Origin of the sequence: Pelagicoccus sp. SDUM812005 (assembly GCF_031127875.1) — a bacterium.
Taxonomy (GTDB): Bacteria; Verrucomicrobiota; Verrucomicrobiia; order Opitutales; family Opitutaceae; genus Pelagicoccus.
This window is the reverse complement of record NZ_JARXIA010000015.1, coordinates 93,906-117,189: the sequence shown is the minus strand read 5'-3', so window position 1 is coordinate 117,189 and position 23,284 is coordinate 93,906. Positions and strand designations below refer to the sequence as shown.

The window sequence follows — 23,284 nt, the reverse complement described above, 5'->3', positions numbered from 1 at the left end:
AGCTTAGAAGCCGATTGCAAAGGTGTCCGGGCGGCGAGGATCCGCTGCGCCATAGAAGACTTCGTCCTGGAGGGATACGGAGTTGGCGGTACCCATGGCTCCGCCTTCGTTCAGTTCGTAGCCCATCTCTTTCAGCTTGGCCTGGGTGTCGGCGCTGATGCCGCGCTCCAGGCGCAGTACGTCCGGAAGCCACTGGTGGTGTATGCGTGATGCGGATACTGCTTCGGATAGATTCATCCCGTGCTCTAGGACGTTGAGGATGACCTGAAGGCTTACGGTTATGATTTGGCTGCCGCCGCGGCTGCCGGTGAGAAGGAAGGGCTTTCCGTCTTTGAGCACGAGGGTGGGGGACATGGAGCTCAGCATGCGCTTTTCGGATTCGATGGAGTTGTACTCGCCGCCGATGAGACCGTAGGCGTTGGGGACGCCGGGCTTGGAGGAGAAGTCGTCCATCTCGTTGTTGAGGAAGAATCCGGTACCGGGCGGCATGATCTTCGAGCCGAAGGTGAAGTTGATGGTATAAGTGTTGGCCACGGCGTTCCCGTACTTGTCCATCACGGTGTAGTTCGTGGTGTCGAGGCCTTCGTGGATCGGTTCGCCGGGAAGGATTTCCGTGCTCGGGGTCGCCTTTTCAGTGTTCATGCGAGAGCGAATGTCGGCGGCGTATTCCTTGGAGGTGAGCCAGTCGACGGGGATTGGGTTGAAGTCGCTGTCGCCGAGGTGCTTGGAGCGGTCGGCATAGGCGAACTTCATCGCTTCCGCCATGAGGTGGATGGTTTGGGCGCTGTTGTGTCCGCTGGCCTTTAGGTCGAAGGCTTCCAGGATGTTTAGGATCTGCACGATGTGCACGCCCCCGGAGCTCGGCGGCGGCATGGAAACGATCTCGTATCCTTTGTAGGTGCCGCGTACTGGAGTTCTCACTACAGCCTGGTATTGTTCGAGATCTTGTTTGGTGATGATGCCTCCGTTTTCCTTCATGTCTTCGACGATGAGGTCGGCGATCGGCCCTTTGTAGAATGCGTCGGCTCCCTGTTCGGCAATGAGGCCCAGGCTTTTGGCAAGGTTCGGCAGGGTGATGATGTGCCCGGGAGGATAGGGGATGCCGTCTTCGTCGTAGAAGTCCTTCAGGGCGTGCGGCGCGTGCTTTTCTACACGCGGCTTCGCGGTCTTGAGCGATTGGTAGAGGTCTTCGTTTACGGGGAAACCGTTTTGGGCGAGATCGATGGCTGGAGCCAAGGCTTCGGCTAGGGTGATGGTTCCGTACTTTTCGAGGGCGAGGGCGAAGCCGGCTACCGTTCCCGGCACCCCAGCGGAGAGGTGGCTGTAGCGCGAGCGTTCCTTGTCCACGTCCCCGTTCGCGTCGAGAAACATATCTCGGGTGGCGGCGAGTGGCGCTTTTTCCCGGTAGTCGATCGCTACGGTTGTGTTCGTATCCGCAGAGTGGATCATCATGAACCCGCCGCCTCCGATATTGCCTGCTTGAGGCGTGGTGACTGCCATGGCGAAGCCGAGGGTTACGGCGGCGTCGATCGCGTTTCCTCCGTTTTTGAGAACTTCCAATGCGGCTTCGCTGGCGAGCTTTTCTCGGCTGGAAACCATGCCGTGCAGGGCGGATTCAGGATGGGACGTGGAGGCGCTGTTGTAGATCGGCGGTTCGGGAGCTGCGAGCAGGGACGCAGCGAAGCTGATGGCGCCAAGGGCGGCGACACATGAACGAGTAGACATCTTTTTCTGTGGTGTTGGCGGTTTGCGAGTGGTGGTGGAATTATTCGAAGATATTGACGACCTGAGACTCGCACATTTCGGCCAGTCCCCATTGGCCGAGCTCCCGGCCGAGTCCTGAGTGCTTGAATCCGCCGAAAGGGGCGGAGGCTTTGGCCCGTCGGTGTCCGTTCACGCCCACCCGCCCACACTCGAGTTTTGATGCGATATCGTATCCAACGCTTGGGCACGTAGTCCAAACGGATGCGGAAAGGCCGTAGTTGGTAGCATTCGACCATTCGATGGCTTGGTCGATATTGCGATAGGGGACGACGGGCAGCACCGGCCCGAATTGCTCTTCGAGCACGAGCGGGTGGTCGGGCCGGATCTCCGAAACGATGGCGGGAGCGAAGAAATAGCCAGGTTCGGGGAGCGGGCTCGAACTGCGAGTTATTTTGGCCCCCTCCGTTTGGGCGTTTTTGACGAGGTCGGTCAGGCGTTCCTTCGAGTACTCCGTAGTGAGGGGGCCGATGCGGGCCCCTGGCTCGTTTCCGGAGCCGACAGGGTAGTCGGCCATGCGTAAGCAAAGGGCGGATACGGTGGCTTGGTAGATGGATTCGTGAACGTAGACTCGCTTGATGGCGCTGCAGACTTGGCCGGCGTTTCGCCAGGCTGATTCGAGAATGTCCTTGGCGATCTTTTGCGGGTCGCAGTCGGGAAGGAGGATGGCAGGATCGTTCCCGCCCAGCTCCAGGGTAACGGACTTAAGTTCCGTGGCGGCTTCCGCGAGGATCGCTTGGCCGGTGGGAATGGAACCGGTTACGGAAAGTTTCCTGATCTCCGGGTGACGCGTGATTTGTTCGCCCAAGCTCTTGTCGCCGGATAGCGTATTCAGAATCCCAGCGGGCAAGAGGTCCTTGAGGATTCTTCCGAGCAGGAGCGGGGAGAGGGGGGCGACGGGGGACGGTTTTAGGATGACGGCATTGCCGGCAAGGAGGGCGGGGGCGATCTTTACGGCTGCGGTGCCGATGGGAAAGTTCCAGGGGGTGATGAGGCCGACGATTCCGTAGGGGCGGTTGAGCAGGAGGGTTCGGTTTTTCTCGCCGTTGGTGAGGTCTTTGCTCGGGACTTCCATCTTTGAGTAGGCCTCGAAGACTTCCGCTGCGTAGGCGACCTCGCTGCGCGCCTCGGCGATGGGCTTGCCCTGCTCGAGGGTAATGAGCTTGGCCAGCTCCTCCTGCTTCCGCGCGATGGCGTGGGAGCAAGCGAGGAGGGCGCCCCGGCGGTTGCGCTCCGATTGAGTCCATTGAGGTTGGGCTCGCTTGGAGAAGGTGACGGCGGCCGCGAGCTCTGGAGCTCCGCAGAGCGGCGCCGTGGCGAAAGGGCATCCGGTGGCGGGGTTGATGACTTCGAATCGCTCCTCGGTGTCTTGGGTACGCCCACCGATAGTGGCCATGCTGAGTAGCGATTTTGGCATCTCCGATTCTAGATCCTCTTCAGGAAAGGTGGCTTCGAGTATTGGCACATCAAGGACGTATGGCGGCGGCTCCCTCGAGTTCAATCATTCCGTTCCCCACGATTGAATCGACCGGCAAGGTAGTGATAGCGGGGGCTTGGTCTCCGCTGAAGGTTTCGCGATAGAGCGCTTCCCATTCGGCGATCCGCTTGTCCAAGGTTTTGGTGTCCCCTTCCGCGATGTAGGCGCGGATGTGCACGAGATCGTCAAGGGTTCCTCCGGCCAACTCGACTCGGGCTTGGAGGGCCTGGAGCGCGGAGGTGGCTTGAGCTTTCATGTCCCCTTCGACGGAGGGAATGCTGCCCGCTAGAAAGACCATCTTTGCGTCCGAGGCAACGGATACGCCAGCGGGAGCGATCGGCTTGGAATCGACTACGGCAAGGCTGGAGCCGATGGACTCGCGAGCCGCTGCGAATTCCCTGTCGCTATCCTCTGGATACGCGGCGTAGTACTCGATCGATATGCTCTGGTTCCGGTAGTTGAAACCGGGGGTCGACATGACGGTACGAGTGGGCTGGTTGGGATTGCGAGCGTTGTTGAAGAACTTGCTGTATTCCTGGTTGAAGGCGGCGAAGTTCTTGCTGATCGAATCCTTGCCCGGATAGACGCAAGCTCTGATGAAGAAGACGTCCTCGAATCCGAGGCCCGCTTCCTTGAGCTGGCTGCCCATCTGCTTGAAGAGGGAGGCAGACTGTTGGCTTATGTTCCCGTACATGAAGAACCCGGGAGGTGGGTTCGGCATGAGGGAGGCAGGCCGCACGGAGGAGGAGAAGAACATGCTAGTATCGGCGACGGTCGCCTTGCCGGTGCTCATGGGCCAGATGGGGCGTCCGTAGGATTTCCAGCGTTCGCTCGTCTCGGTACGGCTCAGGCGGCTGTAGCGTTCGTGTTGCCGCGTGCCGACGGTGTGCGGCCCGCGTCCGTCTGGAAAGACTGCTACGAACTCCACCTCGACGCGGTAGTCGGAGTGGAAGAGGCGAGAGATTCCGACGGTGGTGCGGGCCGGCTTGTGCGGGTTGGTGGCGGTACCGAAGAATTGCTTGAAGGCGCGGTTCCATCCGTCGAAGTCCGGCTCCGGATCCGCTACGATATAGGCACGCACGTTGACGACGTCCCTGAGGGTGAGGCCGACTTCGGCGAGGTCCTTGGTCAATTGGGCGAGTACGCTGAAGGTTTGCTCGTAGGTATCGCCGTAGCGGTTTTCCACGCTGTTCTTGGCGATCTCCTTCATGCGAGGGCTAGCGGTGACGCCCCAAGTGTAGAAGTACTCGGAGCCCGGTTCCACCACTACGGCATCCGCGTATGGAAGGGCGGCCTGCTTGTAGGCGTGGATGCGCTGGTTGGTGTTGGTTCCAATGAAACGCAGGCCGAGGTACGCTAGCGCGGCGAGCACGAAGAGCCCAGCCACGTAGCGAAACTTATGCTGTGGAAGTAAAGACATTATGGATACGTTGGCGTTTCCTTAGTCGATCGAGTAGGCCTCTTGGCCGTGCTCGGATATGTCGAGTCCGATATCCTCCTCTTCCGCTGTGACGCGGATGCCCATGACGAGCTTGATCAAGTAGAAGACTGCGAAGGAGAAGACGAAAGCGAACAAGGCGTAGGAGAGGGTGCCGATCAATTGCCAGAGGAAGGGGGCTTCACCAAAGATGCCGACCGCTAGGGTTCCCCAAACGCCGCAAACGCCGTGTACGGAAGTGGCGCCTACAGGGTCGTCGACCTTGATCTTCTCGAAGCCGAGAATGGCGAAGACGACAAGGACGCCAGCGATGGCTCCTACGAGGATGGCGGGAGCGGGCATCATGGAATCGGCGCCCGCGGTGATTCCTACGAGGCCGGCGAGCACGCCGTTGAGGGCCATGGATACATCGGGCTTCTTCAGCATGAATTGGGTGGTGATCATGCTCGCTAGGCAACCGGCGGCGCCGGCGAGGGCGGTGTTGGTCACCACTAGGCCAATCATCTCAGGATGGGCGCTGAGGACCGAGCCTCCGTTGAAGCCGAACCAGCCAAACCAGAGCAAGAATACGCCGACCGAGGCGAGCGGCATGCTGTGGCCGATGATCGGTTTCTTGGGGCCGTCGGTTCCGTACTTACCTCTTCTTGGGCCGAGGATGAGCACGCAGGCGAGGGCTGCGAAACCGCCAAAGGCGTGTACAACGGAAGAACCGGCGAAGTCGTGGAAACCGTTGCGGTCGAGCCAGCCCGTACCCCATTCCCAGGACCCGGCTACGGGATAGGCAAAGCCGACGATCAGCACCGTGAATACCATGAAGCTGCTCAGCTTTACGCGTTCCGCTACGGCTCCCGAAACGATGGTCGCGGCAGTGGCGGCGAACATGGCCTGGAAGATGAAGTCGGTCCACCAGGTGTAGTTCGCGTACTTGGCGCTCATGATATCGAGGTAGTCCGCAGGATTTACTCCGATCCAGAAACCGAGGGACATTATTCCGTTGAATTCAGAACCCGGATACATGGTGCGAAACCCGAAGAGCGCGTAGAGCAGCAGGCCGGAGCTGATAACGAAGAGGTTTTTGAAGATGATGTTGATGGTATTCTTCGAGCGGGTGAGCCCCGACTCGAGGGTGGCGAATCCAAGGTGCATCATAAAGACGAGCACGGCGCAGACGATCAGCCACATGTTGCCGATGGTGAAGAACGACTCTTCGGCGGTAATGGTGTCGATGTACTCACCGTAGTTGCCTTCGGTCACCCGGTGTTGGGCAAAGAGCTCGCCGCCGAACGATAGATCGAAAGCTGTTAGCAGCAAGAAGAGTCCCGGTCGGAGGAGTCGGGAGAAAGTGGATACGTTATTCATCGGTAGATGTTTCTGTTGTTTGGAAGCTGAAGAGGTAGTCGAGGAGGGCGTCGATGTCCTCGCTTGGGATCATGGGACCCCAGCCCGGCATGCCTTTGTCGACGATGCCATCGCGAATGGTCTTTTCCACGCCGTCCCGTCCCGAACCGTGGAACCACTTCTTGTCGAAGAGGTTACTAGGCGAATCGATGCTTGGGTCCTCCGGGCCGTGGCAGGCTTGGCAGAACATGGCGTAGGTCTGCTTGCCTTTTTCGACGGAGGCCGGATCTAGCTGCACGGGAGCGTCGGCAGGAGGATTGGCGCAGGCGCTGGAGAAGCCGAAGCTTGCAGCGAGGCAGGCTCCGGCGATTGCTTGGGAAAGGAGTTTCATGACGCCATGGTACGTTCGTGAATGCTTTTGACGGCGATTCGAGCGGCTTCGAAGGCGCCGGCTTGCCAACCGCCGAGGTGGCTGGCCCAGCTCGCGGCGAGGTATAGCTCGCCTTCTGGCTTGATGAGAAGCGGGTAGAAGGTTTTGAGCATGGCTTGCGGGAAGTGGGCCAAGCAGCCTTCGATGTGCGGGATGGTCGACCAGTTTACCGAGAAGGCGTTCTCGAATTCGGCACGGTATTGAGGGTGTAGCTTTTCGCCGTGGGAAAGGGCGAACTCGAGGCGCTCCGCTGGGCTCATGCGTCCGAGCTGGTCGGAGGTCGGTCCGAAAAGGTAGTATCCGCCCATGATTCCCTTCTTGCCCATGAATCCAGACGATGGATACCAGATTTCCGATACGGGCAGGTTGGTCCATGAAATGCCGCCGTAGATCCGGTCGTCCTCTTCCCAGAAGCGCCGCTTGAACTGCATGCCGATCTTTCCGGAATTCTGGAAGGGCACGATGTTGAGCGTGTTCTTGAGCATGGGAGAAAAGTCCGTTTGCAAGCGCCTGAGGATCGTGGGTGGAATGGTGCAGATGCAGTAGTCGCCGGTGAGCTCCTTGTCTTCGCCATTTACGGTGTAGACGACGCGAGAGCCGGGATTGGTACGGCGGATCTCCTTCACCTGGGCTCCGTAGATGATCTGGTCCTTGACTCGTTCGGCGAGGGCCATGGGGAGCTTGTCCATGCCGCCGGTGGGCGTGAACATTTGAGACTGGTATTGGTACTCGTTGGCACGGTGGAAGAGATTTCCGAAGCCGGACTGGAGGAGCTCCGAGAATTCGTAGGGCTTGTCCAGCTCGCCTTCCTGCAAGCCGCCTCCGGGCCAGACCTTGTAGCCGCGGCGGTTGTGGCCTTTGTATTCGTTTTGCGATCCGCTCAGTCCGCCTTCGTAGTGGAGGAAGTCCAGGAGGGCTTCCTTGTCGGCGGCGGTTAGCTCCGTGTCGAGCGCTTCGTCGTCGGCGACCTTGGCCAAGAGTTCCGCCGTGTAGCCGCGAAGGTCTGTCTTCACTTCTCGGATACGAGCTCGCTTGCCCGACATGGGGCCGATATCGCCTTCGCCGTAGTAGAAGGCGTTTTCGTTGAGATTGACGAAAGGTTGGACTTCGACTCCCAGTTCGCGGCAGTAGTCCATGGTCACGTGCCATTGGGGGAAGCGGGACGGGCCGGGGTTGAAGTAGAGGCCTTCGTCGAACTCGCAGGTTTGGGAGGCTCCGGTGGTCTCTTTGATGGTATCCCCGCGACGGAGGGTCATGCTGCGGCCGCCCGGGATGGGACGAGGCTCGAGGATGACGCAGTCGAAGCCCAGCTTGCCCAGCTCGTAGGCGGCGGTGAGGCCCGCTATGCCTGCTCCTAGGATCAGTACGCGCTTCTTCGACTTGCCGCCGATGTGCGTGAGGCCAGTGAGCTCTGCTCCGTGGCCAGTAGCTTGGGTCATGAGTCCGAGCGCGGTCATAGTTGTGAAGGCACAACCGCCGTACGCCCCGACTTGCCGGATAAAGTTCCGGCGAGTGAGTTTCGCTTTGGTAGACATCTTTTTGTATAAAATAGTGCGCTGAGCGCCTTTTGTTGGGCATGAGCAAAGCGCGTGCCTATTTGTCCGAGAAATGTCGATACAGGCGATTGTCTAAGCAGTATTCGCAGCTTCTTCCCAGACAGGCGTACACTATAGATAAGGCAGGGCAGGGGCGAAATGAATTCACTGTTTTTCCGCGTTTGGTGCTGGTTGGGCGCGGGGCATGCTAAACCGACGGTGTTTCGATTTAACCTAAAACAATTAAAAAGATGTCTACTACAACGGTACCGAAGAAGTCGGGGCAAGGCTCCGCGTCTCTAATAACCTCGCTGCTCGCGGCAGCGACCTTTGCGCTCACGCCGCAGGTAGCCTTTGGCCAGCACGAGGTTGACTCGAGCGAAGGAAGCCAGGGCCCGATCAAGATCAGCGGAAACGAAAACGCGTTTGGCTACTCGCAGATGGCGATGATGGCCATCATGCAGGAACTGCCGGACATCAACCGGTATGCCGGGGAGGAGACCCAGGCCCTGATCGAAGCGATCGCCATGAAGGAAATGGTACCGGCTGACTATGTCGTGCCTACCGCGGGTTCGGGCCCAGTCTTGCAGATGGCTGCGATGGCCTACGCTGCTCCCGGCAAGAACGTGGTTTCGGTTGAGCCGGGCTACACGCAGCTGGTGCGTACTTTCGACGCTTTCGGCGGCGAGACGAAGCTGGTGCCGCTGAACGACAAGCTCGAGTACGATCTAGATGCTGTCAAAGCTGCCATCGACGAGAACACGGTGATGGTTTACCTCTGCAATCCGAACAATCCGACCGGTACGGTTACGGATCCTGAAGCCCTCAAGGCGTTCATCCGCGAATTGCCGGAGAATATCGTAGCGTTCGTGGACGAAGCTTACCTCGAATTGGCTGACGGCGGTCTCGCCAAGCACAGCATGATTCCTCTCGTTCGCGAAGGGGAGAACATCATTTTGGCTCGTACTTTCTCCAAGGTTTATGGCATGGCAGGCTTGCGCGTCGGTTATGGTATCATGAAACCTGATACGAAGGCGAAGCTCCGCAAGTACAGCATGGGCGGACCGAACAAGCTCGGTTGCGTCGCGGCTGTGGCTTCCTTGCAGGATGCCGCTTTCTTCGAGCAGAGCGTTGGCAGCTATCGCAGCGTCCGCAAGATGGTTACCGATCGTTTGGACGAGCTCGGCATCGAGTACGCTTACCCGCAGGGCAGCTTCGTCTTCATGAAGACAGGAGTGCCAATCAAGGAATTTCAGGCGTTGATGGAGAGCCGCCAGATCATGGTCGGTCGTCCGTTCCCGCCAATGCTCGACTGGTGCCGCGTAAGTATCGGCACCGAAGACGAAATGAGCACCTTCCTCACTGTCTTTGAAGAAGTGATGAAGGGCCAAGGAAAACTCTAAGGTTATAGTCAGTTGCATCGTTTGAAGTTCAGCCAGCCATCTGAATTTCAGCGATTCGTTCAGTTGAGCCGGTCTGTGGCGTTGGTGGAATTCGTGAAAGCGTCTCCCGCCAACGGCAAAGGCCGGCCTTTTTATTAGGAGGTATTTAAAAGGTGGAAGCATTATCTGAAAATCGAGGAAGCGGGGCGATCAGCCGTCGCAATTGGATTCGGAACGCGGGGATCATGTCCCTGGGGCTTGCGTTGGGAGGCCGGGCCTTAGGCCAGGCTATTCCTGACGCCCAAAGCCAGGCGGCTCGGTATCCGGAACTAAAATACATTAATCTGGCGGGGAACGAGAATCCGTTCGGTCCGTCGCAGAAGGTGAGCATGGCGATCATGAGGGAAGTGGGGAATAGCTGCCGCTACCCCTTTCGGGAAGAGGAGATCCTCAAGGATCGCATCGCGGCGCGGGAAGGGGTGACGCCAGACCATATCTTGCTTGGCAACGGTTGCGACGAGATCTTAGCCCTCGCGGCGGCGGCTTACGCGGCTCCTGGCAAGACAGTGGTATCTGCCAAGCCAACCTATTTGCAGCTGGGGGAGCATGCGGAGAAGCGCGGGGCTCATGTGGAGTGGGTTTCCCATACGAAAAGCATGCAGCACGACTTGGACGCGATGCTGGATGCGGTCGAGAAGCAGGAGGCGGCCTTGAGCTACGTTTGCAATCCTGATACGCCGACGGGCACGATTCGTACTCCAGCGGAGATCCGGGAATACTGTATCAAGGCCAGCAATACGGGCGTTGTTTTCTTGGATGAAGTCTATTTGGAGCTTTTGCCCGACTTCGAGGCCCAGACCCAGGTCGACTTGGTGAAGCAGGGATATCCGGTGGTCATTGGCCGGTCTTTCTCAAAGATGCATGGACTGGCTGGGCACCGGATTGGCTACGCGATCGGGGATCCTAAGATTCTCGAAAAGATGGGCCGCCATAAGATGTCGAGCCCGAGCTATCTGGGAGTGATCGCCGCGATCGCGAGTGTGGACGACGATCGGTTCCATGCTCAGTCGAAGCGCCTGATCGCCGAAGGTCGGGAGCAGTATTGCGAGTTGCTCGACACCTTGGGGCTTCACTACACGCCTTCGGTTGGGAACTTCGTGTTTCACAAGACAGGCATCGAGATACGCTCCTTTCAGAAGATGATGAAGGAACGGGGCTTCTTGGTAGGGCGCCCGTTTCCGCCCTACGAGGATTGGTGCCGGATCAGCATCGGTACGCAGAAGGAAATGGAATCCTACAAGGCAGCGATGCTGGATGTTTTCGGCGGATAGCGCCTGGCCAGCGGGGCGAGGGTGACGCTCGCTCCGCGTCCCGTTTCGTTTCAACGAGCACGAACTCTGTACACACAAAAGCGCCCGACTGTTAGGTCGGGCGCTCTAGAGTTGGATCCCAGGCAACTGTAGTGGTCGATCAATTACAATGCGTGAACGTGTTGGCGTTTGTGCATGAAGAAAATTCTCCCCTATCCCATCAAAATAGAATTGATCTTATAGAGACTGAACTTAACTTTTCGATTCAGCTTTGGTTCGCACTTGTTACCTGTTTACTAGACATCTTCAGTTAGCAACGTGCGTGCCAGAGCTACCCCATTTTTCAAATTTTTGGTTTTTGAAATTTTCGCCCCTCTGGTTGCCGTCAGCTTTGGGTCGTATTTGTTCAGCATTAAGCTCGCTGAATAGATCCCTTAGAAAAAGTAAGCTGCAAGCCAGGGTGATGACCCCACATGAAAGCGCAATTTGATGCATTCCCAGGATAGGGAGCAGGCTGCCGCCCAAAATGGAGCCGAACGCTTTGCCGAGGTGGCTGCTGGTCTGGTTGAGGCTGACGCGTAGCCCTTTCTGCAGCGGGTCGCCCCGATTGTTGATCAGGTACTGCAGGCCGGGGATGCGGAGGGAAACGGCTGCGAGCGTGAGGGCGAAGAAGAGGGTAGCGGAGCTGAGGTTGGCGAGGCCGGGATGGACGGATGAGAAGATGATGGTGTTGAGGATCAGGGAGATCGCTATGGTCAGTTGGGGGCGGAGCTTGGTGAGCAGGCGTAGGACTGCGGTGAATACGATTACCTGGAGGATGCCGCCTGCGAGGTACATGGGGGCGATTTCCGAGGGTCTGAGCTGGGCGGTGTTGAAAAGCCAGAGGGCGAAGCTGACGTAGAAGGCCGAGAGGGCTGTGAAGCTGAGGAAGGATGCGGCGGCGATCAGGTTGAAGTCCTTGTCCTTTAGCGTTTCCTTGGAGCGTTTCGCGTAGTTGCGCAGCCAGGAGGCAACTTCCGGTTTGCGCGCTTCGCGGCGGGCGTTGGGGAGGAAGGCTTTGGCGAAGGGGATGCTGCAGAGGGCGAGGGCGCCGTAGAGGCTGCAGACCCAGAGAAAGCTGCTCCAGTCCATGAGCCAGATCCCGAGCGGCACGCCGACGGTTTGCCCGATCGCGTAGCCGCAGAGCGTCTTGCCGGAGAGGGCGAGCTGCCGGTCTTTACGAAAGCTGTCGCTGAGCAGGGTGGAGGGGAGCCCCATGAGGACGCCGGTGGCGACTCCGGCGAGGCACCTCAGCGCGAGTAGGCCTAGGTAATGGGTGGCTAAGGCGTGGGGAAGCAGGGAGAGGCCCAGCAGGGAGAGTCCAGCGAGCAAGGTTCGCTTTCGTCCGAAGCGGTCCGAAATCGGTCCGGCCAGGGCGGCAGCGACGCCGGCGCAGATGGGCAAGGCAGCGAGCAGGGAGGTAGCCTGGGCGCCGCTAAGCAGGCCGTCGCTCGCGAGGGAGGGAATCCCGACCACGGCGATTGCGGCTTGAGCGGAGTTGATCAGGCTGACGAAAAAGAGCGTTTTCCACGCTCTCGATTCGTTGCTTCTCTCTTTTTCTAGAGCGGTCATGCAGCCGCTCGACTAGAAAGATCGGGTCACGTTGAAGGTGCCGAACCAGGAGCTGTACTGGTTTCGGGTGACTCTAAGTGGCGAGCCTTCGTAGGAGCGTTCTGGGTGGTCGGTGAGGTTGGAGAGGCTGATGCCGAGGCTCGTTTTTTCGTCCATCCGGTAGCTGCTGCGGGCGTTCAAGTTGATGACCGCTTCTCTGTATTTGTCTTGGGAATACGAGCTGCCGAGGTCGTCGAGCGCCTCGCTTTGGTAGCTAAGCTCGATGCCTGAGGTGAACCTTCCGGCGGTGCCGCTCAGGCTCAATTTCGCGAGGTGTTCTGAACGTTCGGGAGTGGGGAGCACGTCGTCGGGCCGCGATTGCACGCTCGCTTCCGAGTCGGAGTAAGTGTAGGCGATGCTGGCGGTAGCGGAGTCGAACAGGGCAAAGTCCTTGACTGTCTTCTGCCACTGGATTTCGACGCCCTTAATATTTGCGGTATCTCCGTTTTCTACGCGGCTCACCCTGTAGATCACAGGGTCGCCCTCTTCGAGTATGGTATCCTCGGATACGGATCCGTAGAAGAAGTTCTCGATGTTGATGAGGTAGCCTTCGATGGAAAGGGAGCCGAGCGTGGGGTTGGTTTTGGTCCAGGAGAGACGGAGCTTGTCGATCTCGGTTGGACTGAGTTCGGGATTTCCTTCAGAAATACTGCGTGTGGGAATGCTGATGCGGCGATAGTCTACGATGTTGTAGTATTGGGGGCGCATGAGGAGCTGGAACCAGGCCGCTCGCCAGGTGACTTCGGACGAGGCTTCGTAGGAAACCTCCGCGCTTGGGATGAAGTTTGTGTATGAGTTTTGCGAGTACAGGTCTTTGATGATCAGATCCGTATCGCTTGAAGGGTTCCGCACGATTTCGAGCGTGTCGCCTTCGTCTGGATCGTTCACAGCTTCCGGTATGACGACGGTGCCACGGGTCGCGGTTTCGGTTCGTTCGAGTCGCCCACCCAGCTCGTAGGTCCACTCGCCGACTTTGCGGGTGCCGAGAAGGTAGGCGGAGCTGACGGCTTCCTCCGCGGTGTAGGACTGGGGCGCGCTTTCGACTTTCTCGCTGAAGGTGTTGCTAACGAAGATGTCGGGATTGTTGTCGATGAACGCGCGACTTTTAGCGGGGGAAAGGCCCGCCGGCGGTGTGAAGGCTCCCGAAAGGATCGGGCTGCCGTTCGATTCGAAGGCGACTTGCTCGAGGGTGAAGCTGTTTCCGTCGACGGGGAGGTATACCTTCCGGTCTTCCCAGGTGTTGCGTTCCTTTTCTCGATGGAGTATTCCGGTTTGTATCCAGTAGTCGCCTCCAGCGATGGATAGTTGTCGTTCTGCGTCGATTCGGGCGGCTGCGTCGCGATCGCGTGTATAGGTGTTGTGAATACGAAGGTTGGAGAAAGCTGCCCCGCTGGTGTCTTGTAGGTCAATATCGTTGTCGAAGGTGATGGTGGGCAGGTAGGGGTCGTCTATTTGGTAGCTTAGGTCGATGCCGGTGTCTCGGAAGTTCCAGTTTCGCCAGAGGGTGTTAAGGTCCCACTTTTGGGTGTAGAGGGAGTAGTCGATGGTCCAGTCGCTGCCGGTGTAGGTGCCGCCGAAGGTGTTGTGCAGGCGCGTCCTTTGGTTTTGGGTGTCGCCGAAGTAGCGGCGGGTGCGGGCGTCGGTGAAGGAAGCGGCTGTGATCGTCGAGTTGTCCTCTGCGAGGATCTGGGTCCCTTCGACGATGGTGCCGGCTCCGGTTTGCAATTCGATGCGGTTGCGGTAGGAGTCGTCGGCGTAGTCCTGGTAGGAGGTTTTGAAGTAGAATTCGTGCCTGTCGTTGGGGCGAAAGCCGATTTGGGCGGTGGCTACGGCGTTTTCGGTGAGGATTTCGTCGAAGGAAAAGCGAGGACGGTCCAGGTAGTAGGTGTCTTGGTCTCCGGTTTGCAGCCATACGGATTCGTAGTGCTCGATGAGTCGGTCCGAGGCGCTGTCCCGGTATTGGGCGGCGAGGACCCATTTGCCTTCCGGGTCGAGGACTTTGGTGAGGGCAGCGTTGTATCCACTTTTACCGATGCCAGACTGGTCGTTGAAGTTTAAGCTGTAGCCCAGGGTAAGCGAATCGGAGGGGGTGGCTGCTGGGTTTTTCCTGGGGAAGAAAGCGCGGAAGTCTACGCCTTCGCCGTCTGCGTCGGCCCCGGGGCTGGTTCCGATGTCGCCAAAAACTTGATACTCGGAAGCGATCGGGTTTCTCTTGACCAGAATGCGACCGCGTTCGCGGGGGCTGGAATTGGTCTCGTCCGTCTGTCCGCTGGTCGCGGGAGCTGCGGAGGGAGCCGAGAGGCTCTGGCTGAGAGTTGGCGCGGTGGTTTGCGAATGCGCGGCAGGGGCCCAAAGGCACGAGCATAGCAGCGCTCCCGCAACCAGTGAGGGGTTGCTTATGGAAGGTTTCATTTAGACATCTTTTTGCGAGGGGCAGGGACGCCCTTCTGGTCACGCCGCGAGCAGGCTTTGCGCCACAAGCGGGGCGGGGGAGCCATTTGTTTTAAGCGCTGGCAATTGAGCAAAGGGGGCGAAAATCCGATCTGCTCTATTTTGATCGTGAGGCGCTCGAGCTGGCAGGTTCAGCTCTGAGGAGCGGGCGCAACTATAGTATATAAGGGGAGCGCGGCTGGCTAGGCGAGCTCTTGGGCTAGCCTTGGTATCCGTACATACTCTGTAGTTATAAAAGTAATACGACTAGATATTAATAGGACTTGTGGATGCAGCTAGGCGGAAAAATGCCATTCGATGCGGTAAATTGAGGATTTGTTCCGAATAAGTTCCACAACGGTGGCTTTGGAGCTGTTTTGGCATCGATGATGCTAAACCCCACTTGGTTTTAAGCTAAACTCAAACCATACAAAAAGATGTCTAAATCAACACCGTTAAACGCGGATGGCGTAGCTATGTGCTCGCATCCCTCCAGCGGCGAGAGGTCAAAAAGTACCCTCGCAAAGGCAGCAGCAGCTCTCCTGCTTGCAGGACTCTCCTTCGAGTCTGTTGCCCAGGATTCCGGCTCCGGAATGGAAGTCTTCGAAACCTTCACGGCGGTTGGCCAGGGCGAGAGCCGTGCGAACAACTCCCTCGACCTCGAGGCCCTCGAGATCGCAATGCCAGGCGCCTTGCCTGAAAAGATGGTCGATAAGATCCCTGGGGTGAACGTGGTAACGCGTGACCCTTTCGGCTTCTACGAGTTTGGCAACGACGTCCGCGTCCGCGCTTTCAACATCGCGAACCTGGGCGTCACGCTCGACGGCGTGCCGGTTGGTACCTCCGACCCACGCTACGGGAGCCCGATCGGCCGTTTGGTCGATTCCCAGAATTTGACCACGATCAAGGTTTCCCAGGGTGCGGGTGACGTGACGACTCCAGCCTACCAGGCTCTCGGCGGATCGCTCCAGTACTTCACCAAGGATCCCTCCAAGGAGCAAGGTGCGTATGTCAGCGCGGCTTATGGTAGCTTCGATCACATCAGTCTCTTCGCGAAGTACGAGATGGGCGAAATCGCTCCTGGTTTCACGGGGTACGTCAGCGGTTCTCATTTCGAGTTCACCCCTCGTGGCCTAGATGGGCTTGGCAAGGGTATGGCTCGACGCTATGAGGCGAAGTTCAAGTACGAGTTGCCGTCCGACAAGTTGGACATCACTTACGCCATCACCTACAACGATCGTGACGACTTCGACACGGCCGGCCTCGATTTTGGGGAATGGCAGGATGCGGAAGCTGGAAACTATCGCGGTACCGGCCAGGGCTACATCGAGTACACTCCTTGGGACTACCCAGGTTTGGGTGACTTCAATTATGGCGATTTGAGCGACCAAGGTCGTAACTTGGGTCCGGTTGCCTACATCGATTCGTCGGTGGGAGCAGGTGAAGGAACGAATGCGATCTACTACGACAAATGGCGTAATGGACGTATGGATACGTTGCAGCGCTTTAACTTCGATTTCGATTTCGAAGACGGAAAGTCGATGGAAGTCGTCACCTACTACCAGGACAAGAATAACTACGGTCTCTGGGGACGTGACCAGGCTTACGCTCAGACTCAGGTGCGCGCTGCGTACATGAATGATCCAAGCCGTACCGATATCTGGGGTCAGCTTTGGTATGACGCGGATGGCAACGCTATCGGCGAAGATGGCACCATTGTTACCGAGTATGGTGAGGACCATGCCATCGTTGCTCCTGGAACTCCAACCTACGCTCCGGGTGTCGATTTCGTACCAGGTGTCCCAGGACGTACTGCGCGTGATGAAAACTTCGGTGGCCATCGTTACGGCCTAACGGCTTCCTATACTTGGGAAACGGAGAACAACAAGCTGATCGTGGGTGGCTGGTACGAGTTCGACCACCATGGCACTGAGCGTCCGAACTACAACCTTGACGGTGGTTCGATCCTTGGGGACTTCCGTTACGACCAGTTCAACTTCACCAACTATACTCGCTATATCGACCAGGATGTAATGCAGTTCTGGGTACAAGATACTTGGACGACGATGGACGGTGACCTCGAAGTTATCATCGGTGCGAAGGCTCTCACGCTCGATCGCGATGCCAATGGTTTCCTCTCTATCGGTGAGTGGCTCAAGAATGAAGAGACCTTCCGTTCTACCAAGTACGAGGATATGTTCCTGCCGCAGTTCGGACTTCTCTACACGCTCAACGACAGCTCTGAAGTCTTCTTCAACTACTCCGAAAATATGGCAACGCCTACGTCGGGTACGATCACTACAGCGGGTGATACCTTCAATCCGGATATCCTGAAGCCAGAGTACTCCGAGAACTTCGACATCGGTATCCGCGGCAACATCGGTAGCAGCAGCTATACGGTTCAGGCCTATCATGTTAGCTATACGGACAGAATCCTCGCTTCTGCGGTACCGATCGACTCTGCAAACGCAGGTGCCGCCGGTAACAGCGTTTACCAGAATGTGGGTGGTGTTGACTCTTGGGGTGTTGAAGCCTCTGGCGACATCGCGACAGGTATCGAAGGGCTGAAGCTCAGTGGATCCATCGCGATCCAGGAAACGACCTTCCAAGAGGATCTGCTCGACTCCGTCGTATTCATCGCCGAAGGCGATCCAGTGCCGACCGCAGCTGAAGGTTACAGAGTGGAGGCGACCAGCGACCCTCTCGCTTACGAAATCTACGAAGCTATTGGCGGCAACGACCTGGGCAATACACCGTTCCTTACTGCTAACTTCGACGCGATCTACACTAAGGGAGACTGGCGCTTCAACTTCGGCGGCAAGTTCTACGACGACGTTTACGTCAACACGTTGAACACGCAGCAGCTTGATTCCTACACCATATTCGACGGCGGCATCGCCTACACGGGTCGCTCCGACACTCCGCTCGAGGGCTGGAAGGTTTCGCTCAACGTATCGAACCTCTTCGATCAGTACATCTGGTACGCTCGCTCTTACAATGACGAAGATGGTCAGGTCCTCGCGGACCGTGGTCGTAACTTCGTCCTGCGCATGGAGACCAAGTTCTAGCTCTCCTGACGCAAGTCATTTGATCTGAAATAATAGGAAACTCAGCCGCGGCGGTGCCGGGTAGTCCCGCCGCGGTTTTTCCAAAATAACCCCCTACCCAAAGCTTTAAGCAACAAACAACATGCTAGGTTTACACATTAAGACTTTCAAATGCATGGCCGCAGCCGCCACGCTATCTATTTCATTCACGTATTCAGTATCTGCAGACGTCGTCAAAGATACTCAAAACGTGCTTAGCGAGTGGATCTCCCTCGAAAAGCAAATCTCGGAAGAGAAGTTTGCCTGGGTCGAGCAGAAGGAAGTTATCGAGAACTCGATCGAGTTCATGGAGACTGAGATCGCTAGCTTGAAGGACATCATAAAGACGGCCGAGGAAACCGCTTCCGCGGGAGAAAAGAAGCGGGCCGAGCTCGACGAGAAAAAGGAAAACCTCGACGAAGCGACCAAGGTAATGACCGCCGCCGTCGAAACCTACGAATCTCAAATCAAGGAACAGGCGCTCACTTGGCCCGATGCCTTCCGGAAATCAATAGCGACCTTCCTCAAGCGCATCCCTAGCGAGGAGCAAAAAGAGACCACGCCGATCACCATTCGCCTCCAGAACGTGGTCGCGATCATGTCGCAGTTCGAGAAGTTCCAAAGCGTCGTCACCAAGGACACCGGAATTCAAGATGTAGGCGGAGAGTCGCGGGAAGTGACCACGCTGTATTTCGGATTTGCATACGCTTACTTCGTCGACGGAACGGGCGAATACGCCGGGTACGGACATCCCTCCACCGGAGAGGGATGGGACTGGAAGCCTGAGCCAGCGATTGCCGAAAAAGTTTCTCAGCTCGTCGCCATTTACGACCGCTCGGTGGACGCAAGCTTCCTCGGGATGCCTGCCAAGATCGTAACGCCATAAATTTAAAAATTTCTAGGAGGACAATTTACATGAACAAGTTTTCAAAGCTAGCCGTAGCGCTACTGGTATCTGCAATGCCGCTGATGGGACAAAGCGCCCTGGATACGGCATCTGCCAACGCTCAAAAGAAGTTGGACGCTTCGCTCGAGAAGCTATCCGACCTTCGGGAATCGATCGGGAAGGAGAAGATCCCGTTGACGAAGGAGAGGGACGCGCTCTTCGCGGAACTCAGGGATCTGCGTCGGGATGCGAATCGCGCTCAGCGCATCAGCGACAATCAAAGCTCCGACTTGTCGAGCTACGAGGAAAGCATCAAGGCTCAGGGCGAGATGGTCGACTATTTGATCAACCTCTCGGCAGAGTTCGGCCGCACCTTCGGCTCGCAGCTCGATCCTTCCGAGTACGAGTTTTACGGCGAGAAGATCACCGCCAGCGAAATTGCCGCGGAAGACCCGCACATTTCGCCGGTCGAAAAGCTTGAAGCGCAGAAGACGATTATCGAAGCGGGGCTCGCTCGCATGGAAAGCCTCTCCGGCGGCGCGACTTACGCAGGCAAGGCGATAACGAGTGATGGCTTGTTGGAGGATGGTACTTTCGTTCGCTTCGGACCGATCACCTACTTCGCCGGCAAGAGCGGCACTGCTGGACTCGTCGAGCAGGGCAATTCGACTGAGCCGCTCGTCATGCCGATTATGGCAGGCGAATTCGATGCAGGCCTTCTGGCGATCGCATCGGGCCAAGAGGGTTCGCTCCCGATCGACGCGACCTTGGACAATGCCATGGCTATCGAAGCCACGAAGGAAAGCATCGGAGAGCACATCGGAAAGGGTGGTATCTGGGTGTATCCGATTCTTGGTTTCGCCTTTGTATCTCTTGCGGTTGCAGCCTTCAAGGCCTTCGAGCTAATGTCATTGCCCAAGCCTAAGGAAGGTTTCCTCGCCGAGGTTCTCGCCAAGCTTGCCAATAAGGACAAGGAAGGCGCCGCCCACGTCGCGAACAGCACTTCAGGTCCAATGGGCAAGATGATTCAGCAAGGGGTGAAGTACAGCGACCACAACCCTGAGCTGGTCGAAGAGATCCTTTACGAGTCCATGGTCGAAACGCAGCCGAAGGTCATGCGACTGCTGCCATTCATCTCGGTCACGGCTGCGGTTGCACCGCTACTCGGACTGCTAGGAACGGTGACGGGTATGATCAACACCTTTAACCGTATTAAAATATTCGGTACGGGCGACGCTAAGTCCCTCTCGGGCGGTATCTCGGAGGCCTTGATCACTACGGAGTTCGGACTCATCGTAGCGATCCCCGCCTTGCTCCTGTACGCGATTCTTTCACGAAAGGCGAAGGGGTACCTCTCCCGAATGGAGAAGATGTCCATCAGCTTCGTGAACGGCATCAAGACCATCGCCTAGCATGAACGGGATCATTCAGGAAACGATAGATCTATGGATGGCGGGGGGCGCCTTGATGATCCCGTTAGCCATACTCGGAGGGGTGATCTACTTCGCCATCTTCGAGCTCTATCTCTACATGAAGAAGAAGAAATTCTACCTGATGGACGCCAACGAACTCGGTCACTGGATCGATGTTCCAGGCGATGCCAAGGGTGACGTGGCAGAGATTATCGAATACACTCAGGGAGGGGTTAAGGATCTGGACGGAGCTCGAGCCCGTTTCGACGAAGTTCGCGTGGCTCACCTGCCGGTGCTGCAGCGCCGCCTCTACTTCTGCAACATACTCGTGGGCGCGGCTCCGCTTACCGGATTGCTCGGCACGGTCATGGGTATGCTCGGTACTTTCTTCGGCCTGTCGGTTAGCGCCGGTGGCAACACGATCGACTTGGTCGCAGGCGGGATTTCCGAGGCCCTCATCACTACGCAGACCGGACTCGTGCTAGCGATCCCCGCCTACGTGATGATGACGGTGGTCAAGAAGCAGATCGGCGAGTTGGACTCCTTCTTCAATCGAATGGAGATCCTCACCATCCTCAAATTAGAGAAACACAATTTAGCAAGTTAGGGTATTATGAAAGCAAGACGTTCCATTTTAGAGGGCGAAGCAGAAAGCGATGAGATCAATATCTCTCCCTTGATCGACATGGTCTTCATCCTCCTGATCTTCTTCATCGTAACTACCGTTTTCGTTGAAGAAACAGGGGTCGAGGTAAACAAGCCGCAAGCGGCTTCCGCATCGGACTTGGAGAAAAACAGTATCCTGATCGCCATTACGGATAAGGGCAAGATCGTGTACGGCGGCAAGGAGGTCGGTTTGTCCGGCGTTCGTTCCATCGTGCGCCAGCTCGTATCCAAGGATCAGATGCCGGTGATCATCCAAGCCGACAAAACTGCCTCGATCGATCTCTACACTCGCGTGCACGACGAGTGCAAGCTGGCCGGGGCGAACACGGTGAACTTGGCCACAGACGGATAGGGGACGAGGAGACCTCTTAATTTACCATGGGATCACCCTACAAAATCTACAAAGGGCCGATATTCAAGAAGGTGCCTCTGGGCTCTGGAGCCTTGGCAGCCCTCGCGGTATTGGCGATGTTCGGCATGTTGCCGTTCACCCAGTTCCTGGCTGGCTTGAAGAAGCCGGACCTGCAGGTGCGCGAGTTCGACGTGACGGTTCCGCCTCCGGCGTTCACCCCGCCCGAGCCGCCGCCGCCCGAGCCGCCGCCCGAGCAGGATCCGCCGCCGGAGATGCAGCCTCCGCCGCCGCAGCTCTCGCTCTCGCAGCTGAACATGGCCTTGAATCCCGGCGTTGGAAATGCCCTGGCGGGCGGTTTCTCGCTAGGTGAGGTCGGAGTCAGCGCATCGGAAACGATGGACGCGATCAGCCTCTTCGAGATCAGCGATCTGGACAGTCCTGTATCGGTTATCCGCAAGCCGCCTTTCCAGTTCAGCCCACGCATGAAGCGCGAGAAGAAGGAAGGCTTTATCACCATGGAAGGTGTTATCAATGCGGACGGATCGGTCACTATCTCTTCGGTTAAGCAAACGATCGACGAGGACTATACGCGTCTTTTCCGCGAGCATTTCGAAGGCTGGGTCTATCAAAAGCCGACGGTCGCGGGGAAGCCTGTGCAGGCTCGCGTCGTTTTCGAGAATATCAAAATCACTTGGCAGTAACTTTCTACAAACTTTATCACGATGAATACACGTTCGTATCTTAAAACGTTAGCAATTTCGGCGGGTCTGCTTACCTCGTCGCTTCACGCTCAGGTCTACGACTTGACTGAGCAATCCTTCGATAACCCCGAGTTCCGGGCCTACTTTGCCGAAAGCTACGTAGCCAAGTCGGAAACGAATCCCAACATCACGGCCGAGGAAAAGGGCTTGTTCGACGAGATCGTTCCGTTGATCGGATCCGACCCGAAGGCGGCGATCGCCAGACTGGAATCCTCGGTGGGCCCTGACAGCAGCGCGGCATTCGACTACATTTTGGGAAACCTTTATTACCAGGAAGGCCAGACTAAGAAGTCGGTCGCTTCCTACCAAACGGCTATCAAGAAATTCCCGAACTATGCGCAGGCCTACTACAACATGGGTCGCGCCTTCGTGGCCGAGAATGATTACCAAAATGCATTGAAAGGGCTGCAGAAGTCGCTCTCGATCGAAACGGGAGACGGTACGATGTATGGACTGATTGGATACTGCTACCTGAACATGGATATGCCATCCACTGCGTTGGACGCCTACAAGGTCGCGATCATGCTCGCTCCGGACAGCAAGGACTGGAAGCTGGGTCAGCTGCAGTGCTTGATCGCCCTCGAGCGTTCGCAAGAGGCCATTGGATTGCTCTATGAGTTCATCAAAGCCGAGCCCAACAAGGCGGATTGGTGGAAGCTGCAAGCGAATCAGTTTCTGGCGGTCAACGAGCGTTCCAAGGCTGCCGCGAACCTGACTGTGGTTAAAGACCTCGGCAAGGCGGACGGGCCGTCCTTGGCCTTGCTAGGCGATCTGTTCGTTAACGAAGGATTGGTCGAGCCTGCGGTTGATAGCTATACCGAGGCCATGAAGCTGGGCGGGGCTCGTCCGGCGCGAATCATCGAAGTGGTCAACTCCCTTATCTACATGGACCAGCTCGGCAATGCGAAGACTTTGCTGTCGAACCTGGAGTCCGTCATGTCCGCGCAATTGACCGAGTCTCAGGAGATGAGCGTGCTCAACGTGAAGGCTCGCCTCGCCATGCAGGAAGACGACACCGATGGAGCTGCCGGTTTCCTAGCCACCTTAGTCAAGAAGGATCCTCTCAACGGGGGGGCGCTGCTCTCCCTGAGCGAACTCGAGAAAAAGCGCGGAGATCTCGCCAAGGCGGAATACTATGCGGAAAACGCGACCAAGCTTAAAGGCTACTCCCACCAGGCCTACATCGCCCTTGCCCAGCTCAACGTAGGCAAGCGCGACTATGCCGCCGCCGCCAAGTATTTGCGCGAGGCCCAACAGATCGATCCGAAGGACTACGTGGCAGACTACCTGCTCCGCATCGAGCAGGCCGCTCTACGTATGTAGCGACACGTTGGATACAATTTGGTATAAGATTCGAGGGCGGTTCGAAT

Annotated in this window: 17 protein-coding genes; 9 read left to right on the top strand and 8 right to left on the bottom strand. The window is 57.3% G+C overall.

The features are described 5' to 3' along the window. Positions 1–3 precede the first annotated feature (3 nt). From ggt to QEH57_RS17065, 6 genes are all read right to left on the bottom strand, one after another. Positions 4–1,725 carry a gamma-glutamyltransferase gene (ggt, locus tag QEH57_RS17090; RefSeq protein WP_309007984.1) on the bottom strand — a complete coding sequence of 574 codons (1,722 nt, stop codon included), beginning with the start codon at positions 1,723–1,725 and terminating at the stop codon, positions 4–6. A gap of 40 nt (positions 1,726–1,765) precedes the next feature. Beyond that, a complete protein-coding gene (locus QEH57_RS17085; RefSeq protein ID WP_309007983.1) occupies positions 1,766–3,157 on the bottom strand; it encodes an aldehyde dehydrogenase family protein in 1,392 nt (463 codons plus the stop codon). A gap of 70 nt (positions 3,158–3,227) precedes the next feature. Then, the gene (locus QEH57_RS17080) at positions 3,228–4,658 is read right to left on the bottom strand and encodes a Rid family hydrolase (protein WP_309007982.1); all 1,431 of its coding nucleotides are present in this window, start codon (positions 4,656–4,658) and stop codon (positions 3,228–3,230) included. A gap of 21 nt (positions 4,659–4,679) precedes the next feature. Further along, a complete protein-coding gene (gene amt / locus QEH57_RS17075; RefSeq protein ID WP_309007981.1) occupies positions 4,680–6,035 on the bottom strand; it encodes an ammonium transporter in 1,356 nt (451 codons plus the stop codon). Next, complete coding sequence (locus tag QEH57_RS17070) at positions 6,028–6,405, bottom strand: cytochrome c (protein WP_309007980.1); 378 nt, start codon at positions 6,403–6,405, stop codon at positions 6,028–6,030. Before QEH57_RS17070 ends, amt begins: the two co-directional genes overlap by 8 nt. After that, positions 6,402–7,901, bottom strand: coding sequence for a flavin monoamine oxidase family protein (locus tag QEH57_RS17065; RefSeq protein WP_309007979.1), 1,500 nt, complete (start codon positions 7,899–7,901; stop codon positions 6,402–6,404). Before QEH57_RS17065 ends, QEH57_RS17070 begins: the two co-directional genes overlap by 4 nt. A gap of 329 nt (positions 7,902–8,230) precedes the next feature. Here QEH57_RS17065 and QEH57_RS17060 point away from each other — a divergent pair, with 329 nt between their 5' ends. Together QEH57_RS17060 and QEH57_RS17055 are read left to right on the top strand one after the other, a co-directional pair. Beyond that, positions 8,231–9,382 carry a histidinol-phosphate transaminase gene (locus QEH57_RS17060; RefSeq protein WP_309007978.1) on the top strand — a complete coding sequence of 384 codons (1,152 nt, stop codon included), beginning with the start codon at positions 8,231–8,233 and terminating at the stop codon, positions 9,380–9,382. A gap of 224 nt (positions 9,383–9,606) precedes the next feature. Next, positions 9,607–10,692, top strand: a complete 1,086-nt coding sequence (locus tag QEH57_RS17055; RefSeq protein ID WP_309007977.1) for a histidinol-phosphate transaminase — start codon at positions 9,607–9,609, stop codon at positions 10,690–10,692. Positions 10,693–10,977: 285 nt separating this feature from the next. Here QEH57_RS17055 and QEH57_RS17050 read toward each other — a convergent pair whose 3' ends face one another. Beyond that, positions 10,978–12,282, bottom strand: a complete 1,305-nt coding sequence (locus tag QEH57_RS17050; protein WP_309007976.1) for an MFS transporter — start codon at positions 12,280–12,282, stop codon at positions 10,978–10,980. A gap of 12 nt (positions 12,283–12,294) precedes the next feature. Beyond that, positions 12,295–14,733: an outer membrane beta-barrel protein gene (locus QEH57_RS17045; protein ID WP_309007975.1), complete on the bottom strand. Its 2,439-nt coding sequence runs from the start codon at positions 14,731–14,733 to the stop codon at positions 12,295–12,297. Between the two features lie 455 nt (positions 14,734–15,188). Between QEH57_RS17045 and QEH57_RS17040 the strand changes: the two genes are divergently transcribed. The 7 genes from QEH57_RS17040 (at position 15,189) to QEH57_RS17010 (ending at position 23,237) form a co-directional block, all read left to right on the top strand. After that, positions 15,189–17,819 carry a TonB-dependent receptor gene (locus QEH57_RS17040; protein ID WP_309007974.1) on the top strand — a complete coding sequence of 877 codons (2,631 nt, stop codon included), beginning with the start codon at positions 15,189–15,191 and terminating at the stop codon, positions 17,817–17,819. A gap of 154 nt (positions 17,820–17,973) precedes the next feature. After that, complete coding sequence (locus tag QEH57_RS17035; RefSeq protein WP_309007973.1) at positions 17,974–18,723, top strand: DUF3450 family protein; 750 nt, start codon at positions 17,974–17,976, stop codon at positions 18,721–18,723. A 29-nt stretch (positions 18,724–18,752) separates the two neighbouring features. After that, positions 18,753–20,135: a MotA/TolQ/ExbB proton channel family protein gene (locus QEH57_RS17030; protein WP_309007972.1), complete on the top strand. Its 1,383-nt coding sequence runs from the start codon at positions 18,753–18,755 to the stop codon at positions 20,133–20,135. Between the two features lies 1 nt (position 20,136). After that, positions 20,137–20,742, top strand: a complete 606-nt coding sequence (locus QEH57_RS17025; protein ID WP_309007971.1) for a MotA/TolQ/ExbB proton channel family protein — start codon at positions 20,137–20,139, stop codon at positions 20,740–20,742. Between the two features lie 6 nt (positions 20,743–20,748). Beyond that, on the top strand, positions 20,749–21,153 hold the full coding sequence (locus QEH57_RS17020; RefSeq protein WP_191615856.1) for a biopolymer transporter ExbD: 405 nt from the start codon (positions 20,749–20,751) through the stop codon (positions 21,151–21,153). 26 nt (positions 21,154–21,179) lie between these two features. Then, a complete protein-coding gene (locus QEH57_RS17015) occupies positions 21,180–21,854 on the top strand; it encodes a hypothetical protein (protein ID WP_309007970.1) in 675 nt (224 codons plus the stop codon). A 21-nt stretch (positions 21,855–21,875) separates the two neighbouring features. Beyond that, positions 21,876–23,237, top strand: a complete 1,362-nt coding sequence (locus QEH57_RS17010; protein WP_309007969.1) for a tetratricopeptide repeat protein — start codon at positions 21,876–21,878, stop codon at positions 23,235–23,237. Positions 23,238–23,284: the final 47 nt, after the last annotated feature.

What these genes read in the sequence shown, in the direction of transcription:
- QEH57_RS17080 (WP_309007982.1), bottom strand. Translation starts at nt 4,658, where the DNA reads ATGTCTTTACTTCCACAGCATAAGTTTCGCTACGTGGCTGGGCTCTTC.
- QEH57_RS17085 (WP_309007983.1), bottom strand. Translation starts at nt 3,157, where the DNA reads ATGGCCACTATCGGTGGGCGTACCCAAGACACCGAGGAGCGATTCGAA.
- ggt (WP_309007984.1), bottom strand. Translation starts at nt 1,725, where the DNA reads ATGTCTACTCGTTCATGTGTCGCCGCCCTTGGCGCCATCAGCTTCGCT.
- QEH57_RS17060 (WP_309007978.1), top strand. Translation starts at nt 8,231, where the DNA reads ATGTCTACTACAACGGTACCGAAGAAGTCGGGGCAAGGCTCCGCGTCT.
- QEH57_RS17030 (WP_309007972.1), top strand. Translation starts at nt 18,753, where the DNA reads ATGAACAAGTTTTCAAAGCTAGCCGTAGCGCTACTGGTATCTGCAATG.
- QEH57_RS17035 (WP_309007973.1), top strand. Translation starts at nt 17,974, where the DNA reads ATGGCCGCAGCCGCCACGCTATCTATTTCATTCACGTATTCAGTATCT.
- QEH57_RS17040 (WP_309007974.1), top strand. Translation starts at nt 15,189, where the DNA reads ATGTCTAAATCAACACCGTTAAACGCGGATGGCGTAGCTATGTGCTCG.
- amt (WP_309007981.1), bottom strand. Translation starts at nt 6,035, where the DNA reads ATGAATAACGTATCCACTTTCTCCCGACTCCTCCGACCGGGACTCTTC.
- QEH57_RS17050 (WP_309007976.1), bottom strand. Translation starts at nt 12,282, where the DNA reads ATGACCGCTCTAGAAAAAGAGAGAAGCAACGAATCGAGAGCGTGGAAA.
- QEH57_RS17025 (WP_309007971.1), top strand. Translation starts at nt 20,137, where the DNA reads ATGAACGGGATCATTCAGGAAACGATAGATCTATGGATGGCGGGGGGC.
- QEH57_RS17070 (WP_309007980.1), bottom strand. Translation starts at nt 6,405, where the DNA reads ATGAAACTCCTTTCCCAAGCAATCGCCGGAGCCTGCCTCGCTGCAAGC.
- QEH57_RS17065 (WP_309007979.1), bottom strand. Translation starts at nt 7,901, where the DNA reads ATGACCGCGCTCGGACTCATGACCCAAGCTACTGGCCACGGAGCAGAG.
- QEH57_RS17015 (WP_309007970.1), top strand. Translation starts at nt 21,180, where the DNA reads ATGGGATCACCCTACAAAATCTACAAAGGGCCGATATTCAAGAAGGTG.
- QEH57_RS17010 (WP_309007969.1), top strand. Translation starts at nt 21,876, where the DNA reads ATGAATACACGTTCGTATCTTAAAACGTTAGCAATTTCGGCGGGTCTG.
- QEH57_RS17020 (WP_191615856.1), top strand. Translation starts at nt 20,749, where the DNA reads ATGAAAGCAAGACGTTCCATTTTAGAGGGCGAAGCAGAAAGCGATGAG.
- QEH57_RS17055 (WP_309007977.1), top strand. Translation starts at nt 9,607, where the DNA reads ATGTCCCTGGGGCTTGCGTTGGGAGGCCGGGCCTTAGGCCAGGCTATT.
- QEH57_RS17045 (WP_309007975.1), bottom strand. Translation starts at nt 14,733, where the DNA reads ATGAAACCTTCCATAAGCAACCCCTCACTGGTTGCGGGAGCGCTGCTA.